Below are 24,080 nucleotides of genomic sequence, written 5' to 3'. Positions count from 1 at the left end.
GGGTTAGACTGAATTTTCATGAGCATTCATGACCTTATAAAGGCGTAATAAGATAGTGCCACTTGCCATACCAATTGGGATAACCAAAGCTAGTGCCAATACGGTTGTAATATTGGTGAGTGCTTGAGCATATTCGCCTGAAACAAAATAGGTAGTAGACATGTATGCGCGGTAACCCGGAACAAGTGGAGCAAGTATAGCCAATGAAAAGATGACGGAGGGTGTTTTTAACCAAATACTCATGATCTGACTGACACAGGATCCGATAATTGCTGCGAAAAAGGTAGCAATCAAGACATTTGTTGGTTCCAATAGTAAAAGATAAATAAGCCAAACAAGCATACCTAGGAGACCACCCGGAATCAACATTTTCTTTTGAACATTGAGAACAATTAAAAAAGCAGCAATAGCGATGTAAGATGCAATCGCCTGAAATAAAAAATTAATGGAAGTCATACCTTACCTCACAAGCATCAGGGCGACTGTAGTCCCAGCACCAAGTGATAAAATAATCAGCGCAGTTTGAAAGAACTTGGTCATTCCAGTATTAATATGGTTGGTCATCAGGTCCCTCACAGCATTTGTGAATGCAATGCCAGGTACAAATGGCATGACCGCACCAGCGTTAATCAGGTTTGGATTGATGGTAAGGTTCGTATGGGTACTTAGTATGTAGGATGTGAGTGAGAACACAAAAGCGCCGACAAAAGTTGTGACAAAGTCAATTCCAATATAGCGATCTACAATGAGAGAGAGAGGAAAAGCTAGGGCCGTGGCAAGGATAGCGCTTGCAGCATCTAAAAGCGATCCACCAAACATAATGGTAAAAAAAGGAGCAGCGATCACTGCGGCCAAGGTTACTTGGATATTATTATATGGTGGTTTTTGTTGTTTTATTCTATTTAATTGTTGCCAAGCCTCTTCCAAACTAATTTCTTCATTGGCAAGAGAGCGGGAGACTTGATTGACATCACAAACTTTTTGCATGTCGTAATTTGAGCTCACAATACGTTTCATACGAGAAATGTTTGTATGATCAATGGAGAAAAAGATTGCAGCAGGAATCGCCAGAACATTAGCTTGTTCGATTCCTTGTGAATGTGCAATCCGAATCATTGTATCCTCTACTCGATGAATTTCAGCTCCGCTTTGCGCTAAAATAGCACCAGCTAGCATGAGTATATCTATGACTAAGTATAGTCTAGGAGTGTTTTCCATCAATGTGTCCTTCCGCTTGTTTTCCTTCATTATAACAAAATATAGGTATAGGAAACACATTTTTTTGATAGATAAGCAAATAAATTGCAAATTGTTCGGAATGTAATATAATTGATTCATCAATGATTGACGAATCAATCAAAAGAGGTAAATCTATGCAAGAAATGGAAGATATGTTATACAGATTAAAAGTGGCTGATGAATCGATTTCTAATCTATTTGAAAAGCAATTGGGAATCAGCTTGACACGCTACACCATATTACGGATATTGTTGGAGGATGCCCCGATGCATCAATTAGCATTACAGCAGCGACTTCAGATTGATCGAGCAGCTATTACTAGGCATCTGAAATTGTTAGAAGAACAAGGTTATATTAGTCGTGAACGAAATCCTAAGAATCAGAGAGAAGTACTTGTATGGCCGACTGAGCAGGCTCGAGAAGCACTGATTTCTGCCCCTCCAGCCCATCATCTTGCGATCAAGGAAGCAATGAACCAAGTTTTGACTCTCGAAGAGAGGAATCAATTTCTTGCCATGCTTGACAAACTACTAATTGGCTTGCAAGAGTTACCTATTTAATTTTTAGAGAGGAGACATTATGTCTATTTTTACCACTATTCTAGCTAGTATCGTAGCTATTGAACATTTATATATCATGTACTTGGAAACCTTTGCGACCCATTCAAATTCTACAAGCCGTGTCTTCAATATGGCCAAGGATGAGTTGCAACGTAAATCTGTGACCACTCTATTTAAGAATCAGGGAATCTATAATGGTTTATTAGCTGTCTTTCTCTTGTATGGAATTTTCACAGGCAACCTTGAAGTGACAACTATTTTTGTCTTGTTTGTTATTGGAGCGGCAGGCTACGGAGCAGCGACTTCTAGTCCTAAAATCCTTTTGACCCAGGGAGGGCCAGCAATCCTAACCCTCATTTCAATCTTATTATTCAACTAAGCTAAAAAGCCTTCCGTGAGGAGGGCTTTTTGCAATTATCGAATAGTCAGTTCTTCATCTAGTGTAGAGATGTAGAGGTAATCTGTGGCTTTTGGATTATAATAGTTTGGAAGGTCAATTCCTATCATTTCCTAAATCAAGTGTTTATATAAAATTTTTATATATAATCAGAATGAACTTCTCTATGCTATACTATATCCATGACAGAACTTGAATTATTAACTCGCGCTTTTAGTTTTATTTGCGTAATAGGTCTCGGTTACATTTTAAAAATCCAGGGAATAGTCCGAAGAGAAGATGCCACTATTTTTTCCACTCTGGTCATGAATGTAACTTTGCCAGCTTCCTTATTCATCGCCTCCTCAACAGCACAAGTATCACTCAGTCTCTATCTCCCATTCCTTTTAGGAATTTTGTGTAATCTTCTTTTGAATCTAGTGGGATACTGGGAGGCTAAACACTCTGGACATCAAGCCTCAGTCGGGCTCATGCAATTATCTGGATACAATATAGGTACTTTCACATTACCTTTTGTTCAAGCCTTCTTTCCAGCGAGCAGTTTGCTAAGCGTTATCGTCTTTGATGCAGGAAATGCAATTATGGTTTTAGGAGGAAATTACAGTATTGCAACTGGAATTGATGTAGAAAAAGAAGGGATGTCTGTTACATCATTTTTAAAAAACATTTCGCGCTCTATTCCGCTAATGGTATACTTAGTCAGTCTTTTACTAGCCAGTTTATCCATACAACTTCCACAAGAAATTCTCTCTACTTTGACGATTGCTAGCAATGCCAATCCGTTTTTAGCGATGCTGATGTTGGGAATCCTCCTTGATTTAAAACTGAATTGGAAGGAAATTGGTCGATTGTCCTACCTCTTGTTTTTGCGAGTAGGGGCCAATATCTTGATGGGGGCCCTCATCTATTTTCTATTCCCAATTGAGCAGTCTATGAAAATAATGCTTCTGGTGTGCTTAGCATCTCCAATTTCGGTCATGTCACCAATTTATGCATTAAAATTAGGAAGCCGTTCTGCAGAACCTGCGAATGTCAATTCCTTATCTATACTGGTTAGCCTTGCTGTGATGGTACTTCTGATTTTTCTATTCGTATAAAAAAGTCTTTGCTTGTGCGAGGGCTTAAAATCTATCTTGTACTCAATGAAAATCAAAAGTAGCCTAGTTTCAGCTATCTGGGAGATCTTGAAGGCTGGAAATAGGGAGAACTGTGTTTGCGTCATTAAGCTATAGATATAGCTCTTTTACTTTCTCATTTCAAGGTTTAGTCATTTGATTTGGCTTTGATACATCGTCGCTTTCGGCTTGTCGTACTCTACGATAGTGACTTGTTTCGCAAGTCTTATTTCCAATATATTAATCAATAAAGAATTCCTGCGGGCCTTGGTAACGACTTCCGTCATTGAAGGCTAGGTAGAGGTTAAAGATTGGTGTAAAGAAAACATACAAGACAGCTTGTAGGGCTGACAGTCCAAAACTACGGCCAAAAGAGTAAACCAGATAGATGCCGTATAGAGGTCCTACTAGTGGAATCAGTAAAAGGAGGATGAACCATCTTTTTTCATAGCCAAATGTGATACATTGTTGGATATAGAGATTGTAAAATGGAATCAATGATTTCCAACCTGCATAGCCTGCTTTTTCAAAAAGGAGGTAGTTTGAAATAGCAACCAAGATATACCAAATAAGTGAGAAAAGAAGTGCTGTTCCCCAAATACCGATAAGAATACCTTGTAGTAATGTTTCGTTTGTCATAATAATTCTCCATTTCTATTTGATAATTCCATTATAATAGTATTAGTTCAATAATACAATATATTTTTGCATTTTTTATATATTTTTTAAACATTTTAAAAAATCGGCTATCATTTGATAACCGATTTAAATCTTATTTAGAAGTAACAATTCCAAGGATGACGTCAACAGCTTTTTCCATGGTTTCAAGACTAACGAATTCGAAACGGCCATGCATGTTTTCACCACCTGCGAAGATATTTGGCGTTGGTATGCCCATGAAAGAAATCTTAGACCCATCTGTTCCCCCGCGAACAGGTTCAATGAGAGGTTTGATACCAAGATTTTCCATAACTTCTTTAGCAATGTTGATTGGAGTCATGTCTTTTTCGATGATTTTCTTCATATTATAGTACTGATCATGCAAGTGGACAATGACGCGTGGAGTGTCAAAGTTGGCATTCATTTCCTCAGCAATGTCCAGCATGAGTTGTTTACGTGCCTTAAAATCTTTTTCCTCAAAATCACGGATGATGTAGCTAGTTGAAGCGGTATCAACACTACCTTCCATGTTCATCAAGTGGAAGAAGCCTTGATAGCCTTCCGTTTTTTCAGGGCGGTCTTCTTCAGGAAGAGCATTGTGGAAGTCGATAGCTAGTTGGAAAGCGTTGATCATTTGATCTTTGGCTGAACCTGGGTGTACATTGCGTCCTAAAAAATCAACTTTAGCAGCTGCAGCTGAGAAGGTCTCGTACTGGAGCTCGCCTAGCGGTCCACCATCCATCGTATAGGCGAAGTCTACATCAAAATCTTCCACATCAAACTTGTCTGCACCGACACCGATTTCTTCGTCAGGACCAAATCCGACACGGATTTCACAGTGTTTGATGTCAGGGTTCTGCACCAAGTATTCAATTGCCGTCATGATTTCTGCAATTCCTGACTTGTCATCAGATCCTAGCAAGGTAGTACCGTCTGTGGTAATCAGGGTTTGACCCTGGTAGTTGGCAAGTTGTGGGAAGTCTTTTGGATGCAATTCATAGCCAGAAGTGCCCAAGGCAATTGGATTGCCGTCGTAGTTTTCGATGATTTGTGGGTTGACACCTTCTGCGTTGAAATCAGCCGTATCCATGTGGGCAATGAAACCAATTTTGCGTGTTAAACTTGGATCATTGGCAGGTAGTGTTCCTACCGCAAAACCATTTGGTAGATAGTGGACATTCTGTAAACCAATGCGTTTCATTTCAGGCAAGAGTATGTTTTGTGCAAACTCAACTTGATTATAGGTAGAAGGTGTAGTTGTTGAGCTCTCATCAGAGCGTGTATTTTCTTTGACATAAACTAAAAAACGGTCTAAAAGTGTAGGGTATTTCATGTTGTCTCCTTACTTGTTCAAAATATGTTTTTCAATGGCTTTTGCAACACCATTGTTTTCATTGGTATCTGTAATGTCTTGGGCAATAGCCTTGACTTGTTCATTGGCGTTGCCCATGGCAATTCCCAGACCTGCAAATGCTATCATTTCAAGGTCGTTGTTGGCATCACCTATGGCCATAATTTCCTCAGGAAGAATACTGAGGCGGTCCGCTAGCTTTTTCAAACCAGAAGCTTTGCTTGCTCCATCTGGTAGAATTTCCAAGAGATAGTCCTGTGAACGAACGGTGGAATAGCGTTTGCTGAGCAAAGTGTTATATTGATTTTCAAATGCATCAATGGCATTTTTTTCACCAACAAACATAGCTTCGAAGAAACGATGTTTACCTGATGTAGCCTCTTTAAGATCAATTGGTAATGGTGTCATACCAACTAATCCAGCATCTAAGGACACTGTCGCATTTGCTTGTTCTGCTAATACAAAGTACTCCTCTTCATCAAAAAGGGAGATTTGGACAGCATCACTAGTTGTGAAGGTACTGAGATATTCGATGTCTGAAATAGCTAATTCCTCCCAGTCAACTAGGGCCCAATTTTTTGTAGAATGTGTCGAACAACCATTATTGACAATGATATATTCTTCTTCCGTATCAAACCCTAGTTGTTTGACAAAGGGTTTTACGCCAACTAAAGGACGTCCTGTGCATAAAACCACTGTGACACCAGCTTTAACAGCTTTATGAATAGCGTCAATCTCTGCTTGTTTCAACTCTTTTTTTTCATTTAAAAGCGTTCCGTCCATATCAAGGGCGATGAGTTTTATCATAATATCCTCCTTGTTTCCAATAAGACTAGTATAGCACAAATCGGGAGAGGAATGATTGAAATAGTTAATCCTATTCTGTATAGTAAAATATATTAGGTGATAGATGATTGAAATAAAAGTATTAATAAATAGAGCTATATCAAAAATAGCAATGTTCATTGTGTGCCAAGAGAATCTAGCTTCACTTGGAAAACAAATCTTGGAGCATGTGCCACGTAAACCGTGTTTCAATAGGTAGAAATAGTTGATGAAGGAAAGAGAACAGATTGTCGCTTTTATCAAGATATTGTTTTTTTAATCCTTTGGAATGAATAGCTCCCTTGTTTGGACATGATTAAAAAATTATAGACAACTAGTGAACATCGGTTATTGGCCGGTGTTTTTTGGTATAATAAGAAAATAGAAGAGGACTCACGTTTGAAGATTAATGTCCAGAAAGAATTAGATACCTATTTACTAACTATCTCTTATAATGTTCCAGCTGGTTTGGCTGAAACGTGGAATCTGCTAGCGACCGATTCTGGTTTTGTACGCTGGTTTCCATAGTTGAGAGTTGAGGGCGATAAGCTGGTTTTTGAAATGGAAGGATTCTGTGAAGTGATGGTTCTTCTTGACTATCGAGAAAACCAGAAAATTGCCTATACGTGGGATTCAGCAATTGTTTCATTTACACTGTCTCAGCTAGAAAATCGGACCTTGATTTCTTTTGAGGAACGAATTCCAGAAGATTTTGGTAATGAATTTGCGAACGCTCAAAAAGACATGACTGGTTGGCTCGTTCAGAACGAATGCATACAGGCGCTCTTACATCTAGAGGACTTACCTGAGCGCAAAAACTTACAGGAGAAGTGGACATTGTTTTTAGAAGAACAATTGAAAAGATTACTGATTAGAGGAGAAAAAGATGACTCATAATATTACCTGCCCTCATTGTGGGACGGCCTTTCAGGTCAATGAAACAGAATACAGTCAACTCTTAGCTCAGGTACGTGGTGCGGAATTTGATAAAGAAATCCATGAACGATTGGCGCGTGAGACAGAACTATTGGCTCAGCGGGCTGAAAATGATTTGCAGGCTAGATTGAGTGATAAGGATAAGGAGATTCTGGAACTGACCGCAAAACTTGATACATTTGCTAGTCAGACGGAACTCAAACTCAGCTCTGCCATTTCTAAAAAAGACCAAGAAGTCCAAGAACTTAAGGCTCAATTGGGGCAAATCCGTCTTGCCAAGGACTTGGAGTTGCAGCAGGCGGTAGCTCAGATGGAGAAGGAGCGGGATGCGGCGCAAAATGCTTTGGTTTTGCAGGAACAAAAGCAAGAGTTAGCCATGGCGACCATTCGTCAGGAGTACGAAGTACGGCTTAAGGCCGCGGATGAGCAGGTGGAATTTTACAAAAATTTCAAGGCCCAGCAGTCTACAAAGGCAATTGGAGAGAGCTTGGAGCAATTTGCTGAGGCGGAGTTTAACAAGGTTCGTTCTTATGCTTTTCCTCGTGCCAAATTTGCGAAGGACAACGAAGTATCAGTGTCCGGTTCAAAAGGAGATTTCATCTTCCGTGATTTTGACGAGTCGGGTTTGGAATTCATTTCCATCATGTTCGAAATGAAAAATGAGGCGGATACGACCAAGACCAAGCATAAAAACGCTGATTTCTTTAAGGAGTTGGATAAGGACCGTAGGGAGAAAAAATGCGAATATGCCGTATTAGTTAGCATGTTAGAGGCGGACAATGACTATTACAATACAGGGATTGTGGATGTTAGTCATGAGTATGATAAGATGTATGTTATTCGACCACAGTTCTTTATCCAATTAATCGGAATTTTACGAAATGCTGCGCTTAATAGTCTGCAATACCAGCAGGAGTTAGCCTTGGTTAAGGAGCAGAATATTGATATTACTCATTTTGAAGAAGATTTGGAAATTTTCAAGAATGCTTTTTCAAAAAACTATCAATCGGCCAGCAACAATTTCCAAAAAGCTATTGATGAAATCGACAAGGCAATCAAGCGAATGGAAGCTGTCAAGGCAGCCCTGACCACCAGCGAAAACCAGCTTCGCCTAGCCAATAATAAACTAGACGACGTCTCCGTCAAAAAACTAACCCGCAATAACCCAACCATGAAAGCTAAGTTTGAGGCGTTGAAAGGAGAACATAAATGAACACCATTGACCTAAATCTGCCTGTTGCAGAGATTATCAACCAGCACCCAGAAGTCAAGGAGATTCTGGTAGAGCTTGGTTTCAAGCCCTTGGCTAATCCAGCCATGCTGAACACAGTTGGTAAGGTGACCAGTCTGAGGACAGGATCTAAGATGACCAAGATTTCGCTAGACCGTATTCGACAGGTCTTGGAATGCAACGGCTATGAGGTGATAGGAGGAGAAGTATGAAAGACCAACGGATTGATATTTTGAAGAATATTCTCTTAGAACTGCACAATGGTGCCAGTCCGGAGTCTGTTCAAGACCAGTTTAATCAGCATTTCAAGGGAGTTTCTGCCCTGGAAATATCTATGATGGAGCATGAACTTATGTCCAGCGACACGGGGATCACTTTTGAAGATGTCATGAGCCTTTGCAATATCCACGCTAACCTCTTCAAAGGAGCCATTGCGGATGTGGAAGTGGCGGATATGGACCAGGAGGGGCACCCTGTCTATGTCTTTAAGCAGGAAAACCTGGCACTGCGGGCGGCAATTTTACGTATTCGCCGTATCATCGACCAGTATGGGCAGACAGAGGATGCGGAGCTGAAAGACCAGCTTCTGCAAGGTTTGACACGACAGTTTGACCTCTTGGGGCAGTTTGAAAACCACTACACGCGCAAAGAAAAGGTCTTCTTTCCGATTATGGAGCGGTACGGTCATGATTCACCGCCTAAGGTCATGTGGGGTGTGGACGACGAGATTCGCGACCTCTTCAAGACGGCTCGAAAAACTCTCGAAAGCGGCGACCTAGTGGCAACAAAGGCCCATTTTGAAGCCTTTGCCAAGGAATTTGAAGAGATGATTTTCAAGGAAGAGGCCATTCTCCTCATGATTCTGCTGGAGATTTTCACTCAGGACGACTGGCTCCAAGTGGCAGCGGACAGCGACGCCTACGGCTACGCCATTGTCAAGCCGACAGCCAAGTGGGTGCCCCATCGGGAGACTTTTGGGGAAATAGCAGAGCAGGCAGCAGACAGAGTTTCTCCGCAGCCAGCAGGGTCAAACCAGCAGATTATCGATACACCAGAAGGCCACTTCACCATTACCTTCACACCCAAGGAGAAATCGGAAACTGTTCAGGATAGGACCAGCCCGCAGACCTTTGGCAATGGTTACTTGTCTGTCGAGCAGGCCAATCTCATTCTCAACCATTTACCGCTGGAACTCACCTTTGTCAACAAGGACGACATTTTCCAATACTATAATGACAGCCACCCTGTTGAAGACATGATTTTCAAACGAACGCCAAGCCAGATTGGACGCCGTGTGGAACTCTGCCATCCACCTAAAATCGTAGACAAGGTCAAGAAGATTTTTGAACTGCTCCGCACAGGGCAAAAAGACGAGGTCACCATGTGGTTCAAGTCCGAGAGCATGGGCAAGTTTGTCTATGTGGTCTATAAGGCAGTGCGTGATGACCAAGGAGAGTTTCAAGGCGTTTTGGAGTATGTCCAGGATATTCAACCATTTTTTGAGATTGATAGCGATTTTCATCGAGAAATTTAGAAAATCTTGTATATAATTGTGAAAGGAAATTTTATGAAACAATTTGAGCGTATTTATGAGAATTTGGACTTAATCATTTTCAGAGCTGACTATATTGAGGGAAGAAGCGTAGAAGTGGCAGTTAGCTTGCAGGATTACTATTATTTGATACAGCATGTTGATAAAGAAGGAAAAGTTGAAAATGAACTGGATCATATCCCTATTCGTATCAGCAAGGCAAAAAAATTTAGAGAATTTTTGAAAGAAATGAAGCTGTTGGAGTGGCCTACACTAAGATTAGGTGATAAAGGGTATCATGATGCCCCATTGGTATTTTCGTATGGCTATGATGAAGAGGCTGAGGAAGGGATTGATGAAGCAGTTCCGCGTGATGCAGTACCTTCTGAAACCATGCGACGTATTCACAAGGAACTTGAGAATTTGATAGGTACAACCTTTGGTAGTTATCGTTTCTACGATGAGTGATTGATAGCGGACCGCCCACTAGAGCGGTCTTTTGTGTTATAATGAGAACATGATTTCAGGAATTATTAACGTTAATAAAGAAGCAGGTATGACCTCGCACGATGTTGTTTTTAAGCTCCGCAAGATTTTGCAGGAGAAGAAGATTGGTCACGGGGGGACCTTGGACCCAGATGTGACAGGCGTTCTGCCCATCGCAGTCGGCAAGGCCACGCGTATGATTGAGTATATGCAGGAAGAGGGCAAGATTTACGAGGGGGAGATTACCCTCGGCTACTCAACCACGACCGAAGATGCGTCGGGCGACCTTGTTGAGCGGACGCCTGTTTTGGACATAACAGAGCAGGCAGTGGATGAGGCTATGGCCAGTTTTGTCGGAAGGATTACCCAGATTCCGCCTATGTACTCAGCTGTCAAGGTCAATGGCCGCAAACTCTACGAATACGCACGGGAAGGTGAAGAAGTCGAACGTCCCCAACGCCAAATTTACATATATAGTTTTGAACGTACCAGCCAAATTGAGTTGGCAGATGACTGTGCACGTTTTACCTTCCGAGTTCGTTGTGGAAAGGGCACCTATGTCCGTACTCTTTCTGTTGACTTAGGTGCTAAGTTAGGCTACGCCAGCCACATGTCTAAGCTGAAACGAACTGGTTCAGCTGGAATGGACCTAGCGGACGCCTTGACTTTGGAAGAAATTTCTTCGATGGTAGCTGAAAATGATTTTTCATTTCTCCAACCTATTGAACGTGGTATCGGGGATTTACCTGTTGTAGAATTGAAAGAAGAGCAGGTGCAAGATGCTACATTTGGTCGATTTGTAGAATTGAATGCAGAAGCAGAGCGCTTAGCAGGCTTTCATAATGGTCAGTTGATTGCTATTTTTGAAAAACGCGACCAGCTGTACAAACCGAGCAAGGTTTTGGTCTAAGAAATTTCTCAATAACTGTGATAAAATAAAAGACATGAATATAAGAACAATTAAAGATTTTAACGAATTGCAAAAAGAAGAACCAACTGTTTTGGTACTTGGCTATTTTGACGGAATTCACCTGGGGCATAAAGCCCTTTTTGAACGTGCACGAAAGGTGGCAGATGAACGAGGGCTGACGGTTACTGTTTTGACCTTTCCAGAATCGCCTCGGTTGGCCTTTTCTCGTTTTACACCAGAATTATTGCTACATTTAACAAGTGAGGGACAGCGCTATCTCTTATTGGAGAAATATGGTGTGGATCAACTGGTCATGACGCCATTTACTAGCGAATTTGCCAGTAATACTCCAGAAGAATTTATTGAGCGGTATGTAAAAGGGTTAAATGCTCAGGTCTTGGTTGCTGGATTTGATTATCATTTTGGAAATTGCAGAGCAGATGTCAAAGATTTGACAGAGCTATTTGATGGTCAGGTAGAAATTGTAAGTGAAGTGAGTTTGGGTGGAGAGAAAGTTTCTTCAACTCGCATTCGTCAGGCTATCCAGTCAGGGGATGTCACTTTAGCTAATCAACTTTTAGGTTATCCATTTATGACGGAGGGAATTGTGGTTCATGGAGATGCCAGAGGGCGCACCATCGGCTATCCAACAGCAAATCTAGCTCCTTTTGACCGTGTCTATTTACCATCTGAGGGAGTCTACGTCGCTGAAGTCGAAGTAGATGGAAAACGCTATCGAGCTATGACAAGCGTTGGAAAAAATGTGACCTTTGATGGAACTGAGATGCGGATAGAAGCCCATATTTTTGGGTTTGACCGCTTTATTTATGGTGAAAAAATAACTATTTTTTGGCTTGAAAAAATTCGAGATATGGTCAAATTTGATGGAATTGAGAGTCTCATGGAGCAGATGAAGTCCGATGAAAACTACGCCTTGCATTGGACAAGTAAGTAAACCAATAGATTTCAAAGAACTTGCTAATACATTTGTGTTAACAGTCATTAAATTTTATGAAAAATTAATATAATCCCTTTGGTTCCCTATTGAAAAAAATAACAAAATAAGATATAATATATTAGAAAAGCTTGCATAGAAGGGAATGTACGGGCATGATAACCTTATTTTTGTCACCAAGTTGTACGAGTTGTCGTAAAGCTAGAGCATGGCTGACTAGCCACGAGGTGCCTTTTAATGAGCATAACATTATGACTAGTCCCTTAACTGCTGATGAGCTACAACAAATTTTGTCTCTAACTGAAAATGGGACAGATGATTTGATTTCAACACGATCAAAAGTGTTTCAAAAGTTAGATATTGACCTGGATGAACTGTCCGTGAGACAGCTCATTGAGTTAATCGAGCTATATCCGAGTTTACTTCGGCGTCCGATTATCCTTGATGAAAAACGGATGCAGATAGGGTTTAATGAGGATGAAATTCGGGCATTTCTACCGCGAAACTATCGCAAGCAAGAATTAAAGAATGCAACATTACGAGCAGAAATAGGATAGAGACATGGATAAACAATACTCATATCCGCTTGATTTTTCGTGGAGCACAGAGGAAATTTCCTCAGTGCTTTCTTTTTTGAATAGAGTGGAAGAAGCATATGAAAAGGGTGTAGAAGCAAGACTCGTTCTTGAACAGTATAAAAAGTTTAAAGAAGTTGTAAGAAGCAAAGGGCAAGAAAGACAAATTGATCGATATTTCGAAGAAGCGTCAGGTTACTCGAGCTATCGAGTTGTAAAGGCTGCCCAAGAAAAACAGAAAGGAATGATCCGATTTGGAAACTAAATATCATTTTGCTAAGCAGATTATTCTTGAAGCGGGCGAGTTCTTACGTGATCATTTATATGACCCTCTTATTATAGATGAAAAAACCAATCCTCAAGATTTAGTCACGCACTTAGATAAACAGGTACAAGACCAATTGAGCCAAAAGATTCTTTCGGAATTTCCAATGGATAGCGTATTTGGTGAAGAAGGTGGACAAACTGGCTCCATAAAAGAGGGAAAGGTATGGGTGCTGGATCCGATTGATGGGACAACGAATTTTATCGCTCAAAAGAATGACTTTTCCATTCTTTTGGCATATTTTGAAGATGGTGTTGGTCAATTCGCAATCATATATGATGTGATGCAAGATAAATTATTTCATGGTGGAGGGCAATTTCCAGTTTATCTCAATCATCAACAACTTGAGATTCCCACAGCTACATCTTTGAAAAGAAGCTTGATTGGTTTAAATGCAACCTTATATGCTACAAATCAGTATGGCTTAGGTGACTTGGCCAATCATTCATTAGGGACTCGTTCTGTTGGTAGTGCTGGAATTGGTTTCTCTCACGTCTTAGAAGGACGCTTATTAGCTTATGCTTCAAATCTTTATCCATGGGATTATGCGGCGGCGAGCATTTTAGGGGAAGGTTTAGATTGTCAGTTATTGAGCTTAGAAGGTGATGCTCCCCAATTTTCTGGTCGAGAACATGTGATGTTGGTCCCAAAAGCTAGTTTGAGTGAGATTAAGAGGTTTATCCATTGATACAATTACCACAGGAATTTATTGAAAAATATACGCACTTGCTTGGCCCAGATGCCCAAGCATTTTTTGAGAGTTTTGAATCTTCTGCAGTTTCTGGCTTTCGTACAAATCCTTTAAAAGAACAACAGAAGGAATTCCCAGATGCAATACCGAATATGCCTTGGTCTTACTACGGTAAGGTTTCTGGAAAGTCCATCGAACATGTGACAGGTTTGGTTTATTCTCAAGAACCCGCTGCACAGATTGTTGGGCAAGTTGCTGCTCCTGAAAAAGGGATGAAGGTACTGGATTTAGCAGCAGCTCCTGGAGGAAAGACCACCCATTTACTTTCATATTTAGAGAATACAGGGATTTTAGTTAGTAATGAGATTTCAGCCACAAGATCCAAAATTCTTGCCGAAAATATCGAGAGATTCGGAGCAAGGAATGTGGTTGTCACAAATGAGTCAGCTCAGCGATTAGCAAGTGTTTTTTCAGATTATTTTGATATGATTGTCTTGGATGCACCTTGTTCTGGCGAAGGAATGTTTAGAAAAGACCCGGATGCTATTCAGTATTGGTCTAAAAACTATCTTGCTCAGTGTGCGCAGTTGCAAAAGGAAATCTTGGAATCAGCTCTTGAAATGCTTGCACCTAATGGACAACTCATTTACTCTACCTGTACGTGGTCGCCTGAAGAAAATGAAGATATTGTTCGATGGTTATTGGAGCAATATGCTTTAGAATTAATTGATATTCCGAAACAAAATGGTATGGTTGAAGGTATTGGCTATCCTGAGACGGCTCGGATGTATCCTCATCGTTTTAAAGGAGAAGGACAGTTTGTAGCGAAATTTCGATATAAAGGGGAAGGTTCCACGAAAAAAAGGAAATTTGGGAAGTCAAATTTAAATCGTGAACAGCAACAATTATGGCAGTCTTTCAAACAAGAACACCTGACAATACAATTTGACGGTGTTTTACAGGCGTTTGGAGATAATCTCTATTTATTACCCAAGGAGCTTCCTGATTTATCTAAAATTAAAATTGCACGTAATGGTTTACATCTGGGTGTGTTTAAGAAGAAGCGCTTTGAACCCAGTTTTGCTCTCGGCCTTGCATTACATAGTGATGAAGTGATGAAGCGAGTTGAAATTTCAGCGGAAGATTTTCAAAAATATACTGCAGGTCAGACGATTGAGGTGCCTAAAGAATTACCAAATGGTTGGTATCAAGTTGCCGTTGCTGGAAATGGGCTAGGCTTTTCAAAAATCGTTTCTGGAGTATTGAAAAATAGCTTCCCCAAAGGACTAAGATTTTAAGTCAGAAGAAGCAAATTATTTTTGCAACTTGTCTTGTTATATGTTATAGTGGATAAGTGGAAATTTCTTGTAAATACTATGTAAAAATCAAGTAAAAAACTAGGAATTCCACTGAAAAACGTAAAGGAATATTTGATATGAAAACAAAGCATAAGCTAGGAATTGCAGCTTTATTTCTCATCTCTAGCATGGCTTTATCTGCCTGCTCTGCTTGGATTGATCGTGGAGAATCCATTACCGCAGTTGGATCAACAGCACTGCAACCCTTGGTTGAAGCAGCAGCCGATGAGTTTGGTTCGACAAACCTAGGAAAAACGATTAACGTCCAAGGTGGGGGGTCAGGTACTGGTCTTTCGCAAGTTCAATCTGGTGCAGTTCAGATTGGGAACTCAGATGTCTTCGCAGAGGAAAAAGAAGGAATTGACGCTAGTCAGCTCGTAGATCACCAAGTTGCTGTTGCAGGTCTAGCAGTTATTGTTAATGAGCAAGTAACAGTTGATGACATTTCAACGGAAAATCTTCGTAAGATTTTCACTGGTGAAATTACGAACTGGAAAGAGTTGGGTGGTAGTGCTCTACCAATTTCAATCATTAACCGTGCAGCTAGTTCAGGGTCTCGAGCAACTTTTGATGCAATTATCATGAATGGTGAACAAGCTATTCAAAGTCAAGAACAAGATTCAAATGGGATGGTCAAATCAATTGTAGCTCAAACACCAGGAGCTATTTCATACTTGGCTTTTGCCTATTTGGATGATTCTATCAAAACAATAAAGTTGAATGGTTTTGAGCCAACGACTGAAAATGTATCAACAAATGATTGGCCGATTTGGTCCTACGAACACATGTATACGAAGGGTGAAGCTGATGGTTTAACCAAGGAATTTCTTGATTACATGTACTCGGATGAAGTGCAAGAAGGTATTGTTGTGAGCATGGGCTATATTTCAATCAACGATATGAAAGTAGAAAAAACTGCTGATGGTGTGGTATCAGTGAAGGAGTAGGGATGAAAAACGAACAACTCGAAAAAGAATTATCGATGCCTTCCAAAAACTCTCGTTTGGAAAAGTTTGGACAGGTATTGACGTTTCTTTGCCTTAGTTTGATTGTATTTATTGTGGCTATGATTTTAATTTTTGTAGCTCAACGCGGGCTGTCAACTTTCTTTGTAGATGGTGTAAACATAACAGATTTTTTATTTGGTGATAAGTGGGAACCAAGCTCTAAAACTTTTGGTGCCTTACCCATGATTGCTGGTTCATTCATTGTTACTATTTTATCAGCCATTATCGCCACTCCGATAGCGATTGGAGCAGCTGTTTTTATGACTGAAATTTCTCCAAAGCGTGGTGCAAAAGTTTTACAACCTGTTATAGAACTTTTGGTAGGTATTCCATCAGTAGTCTATGGTTTCATTGGACTCCAAGTTGTTGTACCATTTGTACGTTCTATTTTTGGTGGTACTGGTTTTGGTATCTTATCAGGGGTATGTGTTCTCTTTGTTATGATTTTACCGACAGTAACATTTATGACCGTTGATAGTTTGCGAGCTGTACCTCGTCATTATCGTGAAGCTAGTCTTGCGATGGGTGCGACGCGTTGGCAAACAATTTGGCGTGTTACCTTGAATGCAGCTAAGCCAGGTATTTTTACCGCTGTTATTTTTGGTATGGCTCGTGCATTCGGTGAGGCTCTTGCAATTCAAATGGTAGTTGGTAACTCAGCAGTTATGCCTACGTCATTGACTACACCAGCAGCGACATTGACCTCCGTCTTAACGATGGGTATCGGTAACACTGTTATGGGTACCGTCCAAAATAACGTGCTCTGGTCATTGGCTCTTGTCTTGCTCTTGATGAGCCTTGTCTTTAACATGATTATGAAATTTATTACAAGAGAGGGTAAGAAAAACTATGCACGCTAAGAAAATGGATAAACTTGCGACAGGAGTTCTATACTCAATCGCAACAGTGATTGTTATTATCTTAACAGCGCTTATCCTCTTTATTCTTGTGAGAGGGTTGCCACATGTCAACTGGCATTTTTTGACAAGCAAGTCATCTTCCTATAAAGCTGGAGGAGGGGTTGGAATTCAGTTATATAACTCATTTTTCCTCCTAATCATTACGCTGTTGATTTCTGTGCCTCTATCAACTGGAGCAGGTATCTATTTAGCTGAATATGCAAAAAAAGGACCTTTGACAAACTTTATTCGCACTTGTATTGAGATTTTGTCTTCTCTGCCATCTGTAGTAGTTGGTTTGTTTGGCTACTTAATCTTTGTTGTACAATTTGAATATGGTTTCTCTATTTTATCAGGCGCTTTGGCATTAACAGTCTTTAATTTACCACAGATGACACGTAATGTAGAGGATAGCCTTCGCCATGTGCATCATACACAACGTGAAGCAGGATTAGCACTCGGCTTATCTCGTTGGGAAACTGTACTTCATGTTGTTATCCCAGAAGCCCTTCCAGGTATCGTTACAGGTATCGTATTGGCATCTGGTCGTATTTTTGGTGAAGCTGCTGCTCTAATTTACACAGCTGGTCAGTCTGCACCAGCTCTTGACTGGTCTAACTGGAATCCATTAAGTGTTACAAGTCCGATTTCAATCTTCCGTCAATCAGAAACCCTAGCGGTACATATTTGGAAGGTAAACAGTGAGGGTACAATTCCTGATGCGACTCAAGTTTCTGCTGGATCTGCAGCAATTCTCTTGATTTTCATCTTACTCTTTAACCTCTCTGCAAGATACATCGGTAAAAAACTTCATGCGAAAATGACTTCTGCAGCGTAGAAGTTAGCATAATAAGGAGAAAAAATGGCAGATTACAACTGGAATGAACGCCATATCATTACATTTCCAGAGGAAAAAATAGCCCTTTCAACAAAAGATGTTCATGTTTACTATGGTAAAAATGAAGCAATCAAGGGCATTGATATGCAGTTCGAGAAAAATAAAATCACAGCTTTGATTGGACCATCGGGTTGTGGGAAATCAACTTATCTTCGCAGTTTGAATCGAATGAATGATACGATTGATATTGCAAAAGTAACTGGTCAAATCCTCTATGAGGGAATTGATATCAATAAACCAAACATGAATGTCTACGAGATTCGTAAGCATATTGGAATGGTTTTCCAACGTCCAAATCCTTTTGCAAAATCCATTTATCGTAATATCACTTTTGCGCATGAGCGTGCAGGTGTAAAAGATAAAAAAGTTTTGGATGAAATTGTTGAGACATCATTGAAACAAGCTGCACTTTGGGATCAGGTAAAAGATGATTTGCATAAGTCAGCCTTCACCTTATCAGGTGGTCAACAACAACGTTTGTGTATTGCCCGAGCTATCTCAGTGAAGCCTCAAATTTTGCTCATGGATGAACCGGCGTCAGCACTTGATCCGATAGCGACAATGCAATTGGAAGAAACCATGTTCGAGTTGAAGAAGAATTATACCATTATTATCGTGACACACAACATGCAACAAGCAGCACGTGCGAGTGATTATACAGCGTTCTTCTATTTAGGCGATTTAATTGAGTATGATAAGACGGCAAATGTCTTTCAAAATGCGAAACTTAAATCTACTAGCGACTATGTTTCAGGTCATTTCGGATAGAAAGGAAAACTATGACATCCCCTATTTTACAAGTAAAAGATTTGTCTGTTTACTACAATAAGAAAAAGGCCTTAAATAGTGTTTCAATTGACTTCTATCCAAATGAAATTACAGCCTTGATTGGTCCTTCTGGTTCAGGAAAATCAACACTTTTGCGGTCTGTAAACCGTATGGGAGATTTAAATCCTGAAGTGACTCTGACGGGTGCGATTGATTATAATGGGAAAAACATCTATAGTCCACGTACAGATACTGTAGATTTGCGCAAGGAAATTGGAATGGTTTTCCAACAACCAAACCCATTTCCAATGTCTATTTATGAGAACGTTGTCTATGGGCTTAGAATCAATGGTATTAAAGACAAGCATGTTTTAGACGAAGCTGTTGAAAAGTCTTTGATCGGTGCATCCATTTGGGATGAGGTAAAGGATCGTCTCCATGATTCAGCATTAGGTCTTTCAGGTGGTCAGCAGCAGCGTGTATGTGTTGCTCGTGTATTGGCAACTAGTCCCAAAATCATTTTGTTAGATGAACCGACTTCAGCCCTAGACCCTATTTCAGCAGGTAAGATTGAAGATACACTCTACGGATTGAAAGAACGGTATACAATGATTTTAGTGACACGTTCTATGCAACAAGCTTCACGTATTTCAGATCGTACAGGCTTCTTTTTAGATGGCGACCTAATTGAATACAATGACACCAAAGAAATGTTCCTAAACCCTATTCACAAAGAGACTGAAGATTATATCACAGGTAAATTTGGATAAACCATCTAATCAGAGCGTTTAAAAAGATATAGAAAAGAGATTCATATGCTAAGAGCACAATTTGAAGTAGAACTAGGCAAGCTTCACAATCAATTTTATGCTATGGGTAATGAAGTATTAGGACAGATTAACAATACTGTTCGTGCATTCACGACTCATGATCGCGAATTAGCGAAGGAAGTAATTGAAGCAGACAAAAAAATTAATGAGTTTGAAGTAAAACTAGAGAAAAAATCTCTTGAGATTATTGCGCTTCAACAACCCGTTTCAACTGACCTACGTCGAGTGATTACAGTCTTAAAAGCAACCAGTGATTTAGAAAGAATGGGCGATCATGCTGTTTCAATTGCAAAAGCAGCCATTCGCATGAAAGGTGAAGTTCGTATTCCTATAGTCGAGGAAGAAATTAAGAATATGGGCAAAGAAGCCCGTCGTTTAGTTGAGTCCTCACTCGATTTGTATTTAAATTCTGGTGATATTGAGACTGCTTACGAAATTGCGGCCAGTGACGAAATTATCAATGAATATTATTCTAAAATTCAAGAATTGACAACTGAAGAGATTAAAAAGAATCCAGATTCACTTATTGCAGGTAGAGATTACTTCCAAGTGTTAACTTATTTGGAACGTATTGGTGACTATGCGAAAAACATTTGTGAATGGGTTGTGTATCTTCGTACTGGTGATATCACTGAGTTGTAAAACCAGTTAATCTTCAAGAAGTTAAGAAGGAAAAATGTTACTAATTGGTTACATTTATGCTAAAATTTGTAATGAAAATGTAATAAAAATTACCAAATGTTAGAGATTTTCATAGGAAAATCTCTTTTTTTATGCTAGAATAATAGTTGGAGGATAGCAATGATAAAAATTTTTGGGAAAATACGTTATCACTGGCAACCAGAATTTTCGTTGGGAATCATATACTGGACAATGGCATTTACCCCGCTATTTATCGCTTTGTCGCTTCTATTAGAAAAGCTAAAAATGTCCACTTTATTTTTTGTGTTAGTCAGCCTTTCTGTTTTAATGTGCCTTCTTGGAACAAGACGGTATTTTGAAATAAAAGAATATCATTTAAGAATTTCCACAGCTAATCCTTTTAAAACAAAAAAATTACTGATGAAGGATATCAGTAGAATCGAAGTGTCCTATTTGGCGATTCGTATTTATACAATAACCTCTCCTGAGGGAGAACTCTATCATATGCGTAAATGGCCAAAAAATTATTTTGTGAATCATATAGCAATACATCCAGAGTTTTCAGGGGAGATAGTATTAGTTGATCACCTAATCAAACAGGACTATTTTGAGGAATATTATAGTAAGCAAGCAACTTCAGTCTAATCGAATCGCTTTAGTGGGACATGATTTTGCTGCTTTCAAGATGCTATCTGTTAGTGGGTGTTCTTTTTCTAAAGCTTCGCTATCAGAAAAGATGACAATACCGTCATCATTGTAATCAAAAAGTTCTGAGTAGGTTTGGCAAAGACCACATGCAATGCATCTTTCCGGAATTAATTTTATATTCATATTGATATTTTAATCGTATTGTACGAAAAACACAAGGAGAAACTAGGCTCATGTCAAAAGAACCATGGAATGAAGAAGTTTATACCTCACAATCTGCGAGTCGCAAAGATCGAATAAAAAATAGTGTTGCGAGTACGCGAATTTTCACAGTACTGGCTATTATTTTCTTTATCATAATGCTTGTTGTTTTAGTGGTTTCCATCTACCTATCAACAGGTGGTAGTTCAACTAATTCAAAACAAGAATTTTACAATGCAAGCAATGCTAGTAGTGCCGTTTCCTCTTCTTCAACAACGAGTGAGGAAAGTACAACATCTGAAAGTACTACAGATTCTAGCACTGAAACGACGACTTCGTCAGAAGCAGGAGATGGTTCAACCATTACTGTTGAAGCTGGGGAAGGAATTGGGAGTATCGCGGCCCGTGCTGGTATTTCAATTTCAGAGCTAGAACGTTTAAATCCAGATAAAATGGTCGGACCTGGTGGAACATGGTGGGCCAATCCTGGTGACATTGTTCGTATTAGATAAGAGGAGTTATGAAATCAATTCAAATCGCTATTGATGGTCCTGCTTCGAGCGGGAAATCAACAGTAGCTAAAATTATTGCAAAACAATTAGGATATACCTATTTAGACACTGGGGCCATGTATCGTTCAGCTACATTTCTAGCGTTGAAGAATGGTATAGAGGTGTCAAATCAAGAGAAAATCGTTGAGTTGCTTGAATCCAATCCGATTCGATTTGGCAGGGATGAGAATGGAGTGCAACTTGTATTTGTTGGTGAATGTGACGTGACGTTACCTATACGCGATAACCAAGTGACTAATAATGTTTCTGCAGTAGCGGCACTTCCTTTGGTAAGGGAAAAATTGGTTCATTTACAACAGGAAATTGCACAAGCTGGTGGTATCGTCATGGATGGTCGTGATATTGGCACTGTCGTACTTCCTCAAGCGGAGTTAAAAATCTTTCTCATTGCATCGGTTGAGGAACGGGCTTTGCGTCGTTTTAAGGAAAATACGGAACGTGGCATCGAAACTGATTTGGAAACCTTAAAGGAGGAGATTGCAGCTCGTGATTTTAAAGATTCAAACCGAGCAATTTCGCCATTAAAAGCAGCGGATGATGCAATCACTTTTGATACGACCGGTGTGTCCATTGAAGGTGTTGTGAAATTTATTTCAGAAAAAGCGAAAGAAATACTTGACAAGTAGTTGGAGAGATGATAAAATAGTCATATTGAGAAAAGCAGAAGTGAGAGCTTCTCGCCTTGCGACTAACGTTGTCTGGCTCTACGATTTAAGATTTCTTCGGAAAGAATAATGGTGTAGTGCGGACTTGTTTAGCAGGTCCGTTTTGTTTTTCTCGAAAAAAATAAAATGAGGTGAAAAGCCATAGCAAAGCAAGATTTGTTCATCAATGATGAAATTCGAGTGCGTGAAGTTCGTCTTATCGGTCTTGAGGGTGAACAGTTGGGAATCAAACCGCTCAATGAGGCTCAGGCCATTGCTGATAATTCAAATGTGGATTTAGTATTGATTCAACCACAAGCTAAACCGCCAGTAGCTAAAGTCATGGACTACGGTAAGTTTAAGTTTGAATATCAGAAAAAACAGAAAGACCAACGCAAGAAACAAAGTGTTGTTACTGTAAAAGAAGTACGTCTAAGTCCAGTAATTGATAAAGGGGATTTTGAGACAAAACTTCGTAATGCCCGTAAATTCCTTGAAAAAGGAAATAAAGTCAAGGTTTCGATCCGTTTTAAGGGTCGTATGATTACCCACAAAGAAGTTGGAGCGAAAGTATTAGCTGAGTTCGCCGAAGCAACCCAAGATATTGCGATTATTGAACAACGTGCTAAGATGGACGGTCGTCAAATGTTTATGCAATTGGCCCCAGCTTCAGAAAAAAAATAAGCTTTTTACGCTAAAAGGAGAATTAAAATGCCAAAACAAAAAACTCACCGCGCATCAGCTAAACGTTTTAAACGTACAGGTTCTGGTGGATTGAAACGCTTCCGCGCTTATACTTCACACCGTTTCCACGGTAAAACTAAAAAACAACGTCGTCACCTTCGTAAAGCAGGTTTGGTACATTCTGGTGACTTTAAGCGTATAAAATCAATGCTTACTGGTTTGAAATAAGCCGACTACTAGAATTTAAATTATTTGGAGGAAAATTAAATGGCACGTGTTAAAGGTGGCGTTGTTTCTCGTAAACGCCGTAAACGTATTTTAAAATTAGCTAAAGGTTACTATGGAGCTAAACATCTCTTGTTCCGCACTGCGAAAGAACAAGTTATGAACTCTTACTACTATGCATACCGTGACCGCCGTCAGAAAAAACGTGATTTCCGTAAATTGTGGATCACTCGTATCAATGCGGCTGCTCGTATGAATGGTTTGTCTTACTCACAATTGATGCACGGTTTGAAATTGGCTGAAATTGAAGTGAACCGTAAAATGCTTGCTGATTTAGCAGTAAACGATGCAGCAGCTTTCACAGCTCTTGCAGATGCTGCTAAAGCAAAACTTGCTAAATAAGCATATAGGATTTGAAAAAAGCTTGGAAAACTTCCAAGTTTTTTCTTTACATTTTTTTGTACATTTTGATTTTGAAGATAATGGAGGAGGTGCAGGTAGCTAGAACAGCCTAAAGGCTGTTCTAGGTTGGAAATAAGACTTGCGAAACAAGTCACTTTCGTCAAGTCACTTTCGTAGAGTAGGGCAAGCTGAAAATGAGGATGCATCAAAGCTAATTCAAATGACCGTACTTTTAAAAATTCAATATTTTTCAGTGTCACCGCAATGCTGATTGAATGTTCTTAGTGGAGTTTTCAAGCATTTTATTGAAATATAAAACAAATATTGGCATATCCTCTGCATGGGTACGAGGTTGATCAAAATGCCTTAGTATAACTTCTCAGAGTATATGGCACAACATAGCGATATGCTTGATAAGGGTTTTATTAGTCTGTAACTGCCCAATAACAAGGTATCTATCCAATCACTCCTTCCTCCAGTATACTGTTATAAAAAACAAACTGGAGGATTTTTTA

General features: G+C 39.7%; 33 protein-coding genes and 1 other annotated feature. Of the genes, 27 read left to right on the top strand and 6 right to left on the bottom strand.

Annotated elements, in window-relative coordinates; genetic code table 11:
- Positions 1-3: 3 nt before the first annotated feature.
- Complete coding sequence (locus ACPC58_RS06370; protein WP_434065558.1) at positions 4-456, bottom strand: threonine/serine exporter family protein; 453 nt, start codon at positions 454-456, stop codon at positions 4-6.
- A gap of 3 nt (positions 457-459) precedes the next feature.
- Entirely contained in the window at positions 460-1,218 is a 759-nt protein-coding gene (locus tag ACPC58_RS06365; RefSeq protein WP_434065572.1) for a threonine/serine exporter family protein, read from the bottom strand.
- A gap of 155 nt (positions 1,219-1,373) precedes the next feature.
- Between ACPC58_RS06365 and ACPC58_RS06360 the strand changes: the two genes are divergently transcribed.
- The 3 genes from ACPC58_RS06360 to ACPC58_RS06350 all read left to right on the top strand — a co-directional run bounded on the left by ACPC58_RS06360 (position 1,374) and on the right by ACPC58_RS06350 (position 3,293).
- Positions 1,374-1,799 (top strand): MarR family winged helix-turn-helix transcriptional regulator, encoded by a 426-nt coding sequence (locus ACPC58_RS06360; protein ID WP_434065557.1) that lies wholly within the window; start codon positions 1,374-1,376, stop codon positions 1,797-1,799.
- Between the two features lie 19 nt (positions 1,800-1,818).
- On the top strand, positions 1,819-2,178 hold the full coding sequence (locus ACPC58_RS06355) for a DUF1304 domain-containing protein (protein WP_024405053.1): 360 nt from the start codon (positions 1,819-1,821) through the stop codon (positions 2,176-2,178).
- A gap of 200 nt (positions 2,179-2,378) precedes the next feature.
- Positions 2,379-3,293, top strand: a complete 915-nt coding sequence (locus tag ACPC58_RS06350) for an AEC family transporter (protein WP_434065556.1) — start codon at positions 2,379-2,381, stop codon at positions 3,291-3,293.
- 258 nt (positions 3,294-3,551) lie between these two features.
- Here ACPC58_RS06350 and ACPC58_RS06345 read toward each other — a convergent pair whose 3' ends face one another.
- The 3 genes from ACPC58_RS06345 to ACPC58_RS06335 form a co-directional block, all read right to left on the bottom strand.
- The gene (locus tag ACPC58_RS06345; protein WP_289648966.1) at positions 3,552-3,950 is read right to left on the bottom strand and encodes a DUF5684 domain-containing protein; all 399 of its coding nucleotides are present in this window, start codon (positions 3,948-3,950) and stop codon (positions 3,552-3,554) included.
- Positions 3,951-4,083: 133 nt separating this feature from the next.
- Positions 4,084-5,304 carry a peptidase T gene (pepT, locus tag ACPC58_RS06340; RefSeq protein ID WP_434065555.1) on the bottom strand — a complete coding sequence of 407 codons (1,221 nt, stop codon included), beginning with the start codon at positions 5,302-5,304 and terminating at the stop codon, positions 4,084-4,086.
- A 9-nt stretch (positions 5,305-5,313) separates the two neighbouring features.
- Positions 5,314-6,129, bottom strand: a complete 816-nt coding sequence (locus ACPC58_RS06335; RefSeq protein ID WP_434065554.1) for a Cof-type HAD-IIB family hydrolase — start codon at positions 6,127-6,129, stop codon at positions 5,314-5,316.
- A gap of 417 nt (positions 6,130-6,546) precedes the next feature.
- Here ACPC58_RS06335 and ACPC58_RS06330 point away from each other — a divergent pair, with 417 nt between their 5' ends.
- The 19 genes from ACPC58_RS06330 to ACPC58_RS06240 all read left to right on the top strand — a co-directional run bounded on the left by ACPC58_RS06330 (position 6,547) and on the right by ACPC58_RS06240 (position 20,834).
- The gene (locus ACPC58_RS06330; RefSeq protein ID WP_434065553.1) at positions 6,547-6,675 is read left to right on the top strand and encodes a hypothetical protein; all 129 of its coding nucleotides are present in this window, start codon (positions 6,547-6,549) and stop codon (positions 6,673-6,675) included.
- The gene (locus ACPC58_RS06325) at positions 6,676-7,044 is read left to right on the top strand and encodes an ATPase (RefSeq protein ID WP_434065552.1); all 369 of its coding nucleotides are present in this window, start codon (positions 6,676-6,678) and stop codon (positions 7,042-7,044) included.
- Positions 7,034-8,296, top strand: a complete 1,263-nt coding sequence (locus ACPC58_RS06320; protein WP_434065551.1) for a DUF2130 domain-containing protein — start codon at positions 7,034-7,036, stop codon at positions 8,294-8,296. The genes ACPC58_RS06325 and ACPC58_RS06320 overlap by 11 nt, the downstream gene beginning before the upstream one ends.
- Positions 8,293-8,526, top strand: coding sequence for a DUF1858 domain-containing protein (locus ACPC58_RS06315; protein WP_217374953.1), 234 nt, complete (start codon positions 8,293-8,295; stop codon positions 8,524-8,526). Before ACPC58_RS06320 ends, ACPC58_RS06315 begins: the two co-directional genes overlap by 4 nt.
- Positions 8,523-9,848, top strand: coding sequence for a DUF438 domain-containing protein (locus tag ACPC58_RS06310; RefSeq protein WP_274504777.1), 1,326 nt, complete (start codon positions 8,523-8,525; stop codon positions 9,846-9,848). The genes ACPC58_RS06315 and ACPC58_RS06310 overlap by 4 nt, the downstream gene beginning before the upstream one ends.
- Before the next feature lie 33 nt (positions 9,849-9,881).
- Positions 9,882-10,313: a hypothetical protein gene (locus ACPC58_RS06305; protein WP_254451640.1), complete on the top strand. Its 432-nt coding sequence runs from the start codon at positions 9,882-9,884 to the stop codon at positions 10,311-10,313.
- A 49-nt stretch (positions 10,314-10,362) separates the two neighbouring features.
- The gene (gene truB, locus ACPC58_RS06300) at positions 10,363-11,241 is read left to right on the top strand and encodes a tRNA pseudouridine(55) synthase TruB (RefSeq protein WP_434065550.1); all 879 of its coding nucleotides are present in this window, start codon (positions 10,363-10,365) and stop codon (positions 11,239-11,241) included.
- A gap of 34 nt (positions 11,242-11,275) precedes the next feature.
- Positions 11,276-12,196: a bifunctional riboflavin kinase/FAD synthetase gene (locus ACPC58_RS06295; protein WP_217374956.1), complete on the top strand. Its 921-nt coding sequence runs from the start codon at positions 11,276-11,278 to the stop codon at positions 12,194-12,196.
- 155 nt (positions 12,197-12,351) lie between these two features.
- Positions 12,352-12,753 (top strand): Spx/MgsR family RNA polymerase-binding regulatory protein, encoded by a 402-nt coding sequence (locus tag ACPC58_RS06290; RefSeq protein WP_171988644.1) that lies wholly within the window; start codon positions 12,352-12,354, stop codon positions 12,751-12,753.
- A 4-nt stretch (positions 12,754-12,757) separates the two neighbouring features.
- Entirely contained in the window at positions 12,758-13,036 is a 279-nt protein-coding gene (locus ACPC58_RS06285; protein ID WP_434065549.1) for a UPF0223 family protein, read from the top strand.
- Positions 13,026-13,784: an inositol monophosphatase family protein gene (locus ACPC58_RS06280; RefSeq protein WP_434065548.1), complete on the top strand. Its 759-nt coding sequence runs from the start codon at positions 13,026-13,028 to the stop codon at positions 13,782-13,784. The genes ACPC58_RS06285 and ACPC58_RS06280 overlap by 11 nt, the downstream gene beginning before the upstream one ends.
- Positions 13,784-15,085: an RsmF rRNA methyltransferase first C-terminal domain-containing protein gene (locus ACPC58_RS06275; protein ID WP_217375153.1), complete on the top strand. Its 1,302-nt coding sequence runs from the start codon at positions 13,784-13,786 to the stop codon at positions 15,083-15,085. Before ACPC58_RS06280 ends, ACPC58_RS06275 begins: the two co-directional genes overlap by 1 nt.
- Before the next feature lie 137 nt (positions 15,086-15,222).
- A complete protein-coding gene (locus tag ACPC58_RS06270; RefSeq protein WP_217374958.1) occupies positions 15,223-16,092 on the top strand; it encodes a phosphate ABC transporter substrate-binding protein PstS family protein in 870 nt (289 codons plus the stop codon).
- A 2-nt stretch (positions 16,093-16,094) separates the two neighbouring features.
- Complete coding sequence (pstC, locus tag ACPC58_RS06265; protein WP_217374959.1) at positions 16,095-17,012, top strand: phosphate ABC transporter permease subunit PstC; 918 nt, start codon at positions 16,095-16,097, stop codon at positions 17,010-17,012.
- Positions 17,002-17,889 (top strand): phosphate ABC transporter permease PstA, encoded by an 888-nt coding sequence (pstA, locus tag ACPC58_RS06260; RefSeq protein ID WP_217374960.1) that lies wholly within the window; start codon positions 17,002-17,004, stop codon positions 17,887-17,889. Before pstC ends, pstA begins: the two co-directional genes overlap by 11 nt.
- Positions 17,890-17,913: 24 nt before the next feature.
- Positions 17,914-18,717 carry a phosphate ABC transporter ATP-binding protein PstB gene (gene pstB / locus ACPC58_RS06255; RefSeq protein ID WP_172040285.1) on the top strand — a complete coding sequence of 268 codons (804 nt, stop codon included), beginning with the start codon at positions 17,914-17,916 and terminating at the stop codon, positions 18,715-18,717.
- Positions 18,718-18,728: 11 nt separating this feature from the next.
- Entirely contained in the window at positions 18,729-19,487 is a 759-nt protein-coding gene (gene pstB, locus ACPC58_RS06250; protein WP_024392733.1) for a phosphate ABC transporter ATP-binding protein PstB, read from the top strand.
- Positions 19,488-19,532: 45 nt separating this feature from the next.
- Positions 19,533-20,189 carry a phosphate signaling complex protein PhoU gene (phoU, locus tag ACPC58_RS06245; protein ID WP_217374961.1) on the top strand — a complete coding sequence of 219 codons (657 nt, stop codon included), beginning with the start codon at positions 19,533-19,535 and terminating at the stop codon, positions 20,187-20,189.
- A 159-nt stretch (positions 20,190-20,348) separates the two neighbouring features.
- Complete coding sequence (locus ACPC58_RS06240; RefSeq protein WP_217374962.1) at positions 20,349-20,834, top strand: EbsA family protein; 486 nt, start codon at positions 20,349-20,351, stop codon at positions 20,832-20,834.
- Here ACPC58_RS06240 and ACPC58_RS06235 read toward each other — a convergent pair.
- A complete protein-coding gene (locus tag ACPC58_RS06235; protein WP_130555644.1) occupies positions 20,826-21,020 on the bottom strand; it encodes a ferredoxin in 195 nt (64 codons plus the stop codon). The two genes, ACPC58_RS06240 and ACPC58_RS06235, sit on opposite strands and share 9 nt — an antisense overlap.
- A gap of 50 nt (positions 21,021-21,070) precedes the next feature.
- On the opposite strand from ACPC58_RS06235, the gene ACPC58_RS06230 reads away from it, so the two are divergent.
- The 5 genes from ACPC58_RS06230 (at position 21,071) to rplT (ending at position 23,565) form a co-directional block, all read left to right on the top strand.
- Positions 21,071-21,550 carry an SAG1386/EF1546 family surface-associated protein gene (locus ACPC58_RS06230; protein ID WP_217374963.1) on the top strand — a complete coding sequence of 160 codons (480 nt, stop codon included), beginning with the start codon at positions 21,071-21,073 and terminating at the stop codon, positions 21,548-21,550.
- 8 nt (positions 21,551-21,558) lie between these two features.
- Entirely contained in the window at positions 21,559-22,236 is a 678-nt protein-coding gene (gene cmk / locus ACPC58_RS06225) for a (d)CMP kinase (protein ID WP_217374964.1), read from the top strand.
- Between the two features lie 26 nt (positions 22,237-22,262).
- Positions 22,263-22,391: a sequence feature (ribosomal protein L20 leader region), on the top strand.
- Between the two features lie 40 nt (positions 22,392-22,431).
- A complete protein-coding gene (gene infC / locus ACPC58_RS06220; RefSeq protein WP_216658258.1) occupies positions 22,432-22,938 on the top strand; it encodes a translation initiation factor IF-3 in 507 nt (168 codons plus the stop codon).
- 27 nt (positions 22,939-22,965) lie between these two features.
- Positions 22,966-23,166, top strand: coding sequence for a 50S ribosomal protein L35 (gene rpmI, locus ACPC58_RS06215; protein WP_171988655.1), 201 nt, complete (start codon positions 22,966-22,968; stop codon positions 23,164-23,166).
- A 39-nt stretch (positions 23,167-23,205) separates the two neighbouring features.
- Positions 23,206-23,565: a 50S ribosomal protein L20 gene (gene rplT, locus ACPC58_RS06210; RefSeq protein WP_012028296.1), complete on the top strand. Its 360-nt coding sequence runs from the start codon at positions 23,206-23,208 to the stop codon at positions 23,563-23,565.
- The last annotated feature ends 515 nt before the right edge of the window (positions 23,566-24,080 follow it).

This window comes from Streptococcus sp. VTCC 12905 (genome assembly GCF_049893385.1).
Lineage (GTDB): Bacteria > Bacillota > Bacilli > Lactobacillales > Streptococcaceae > Streptococcus > Streptococcus suis_AA.
This window is presented reverse-complemented; position numbering and strand designations above follow the sequence as displayed.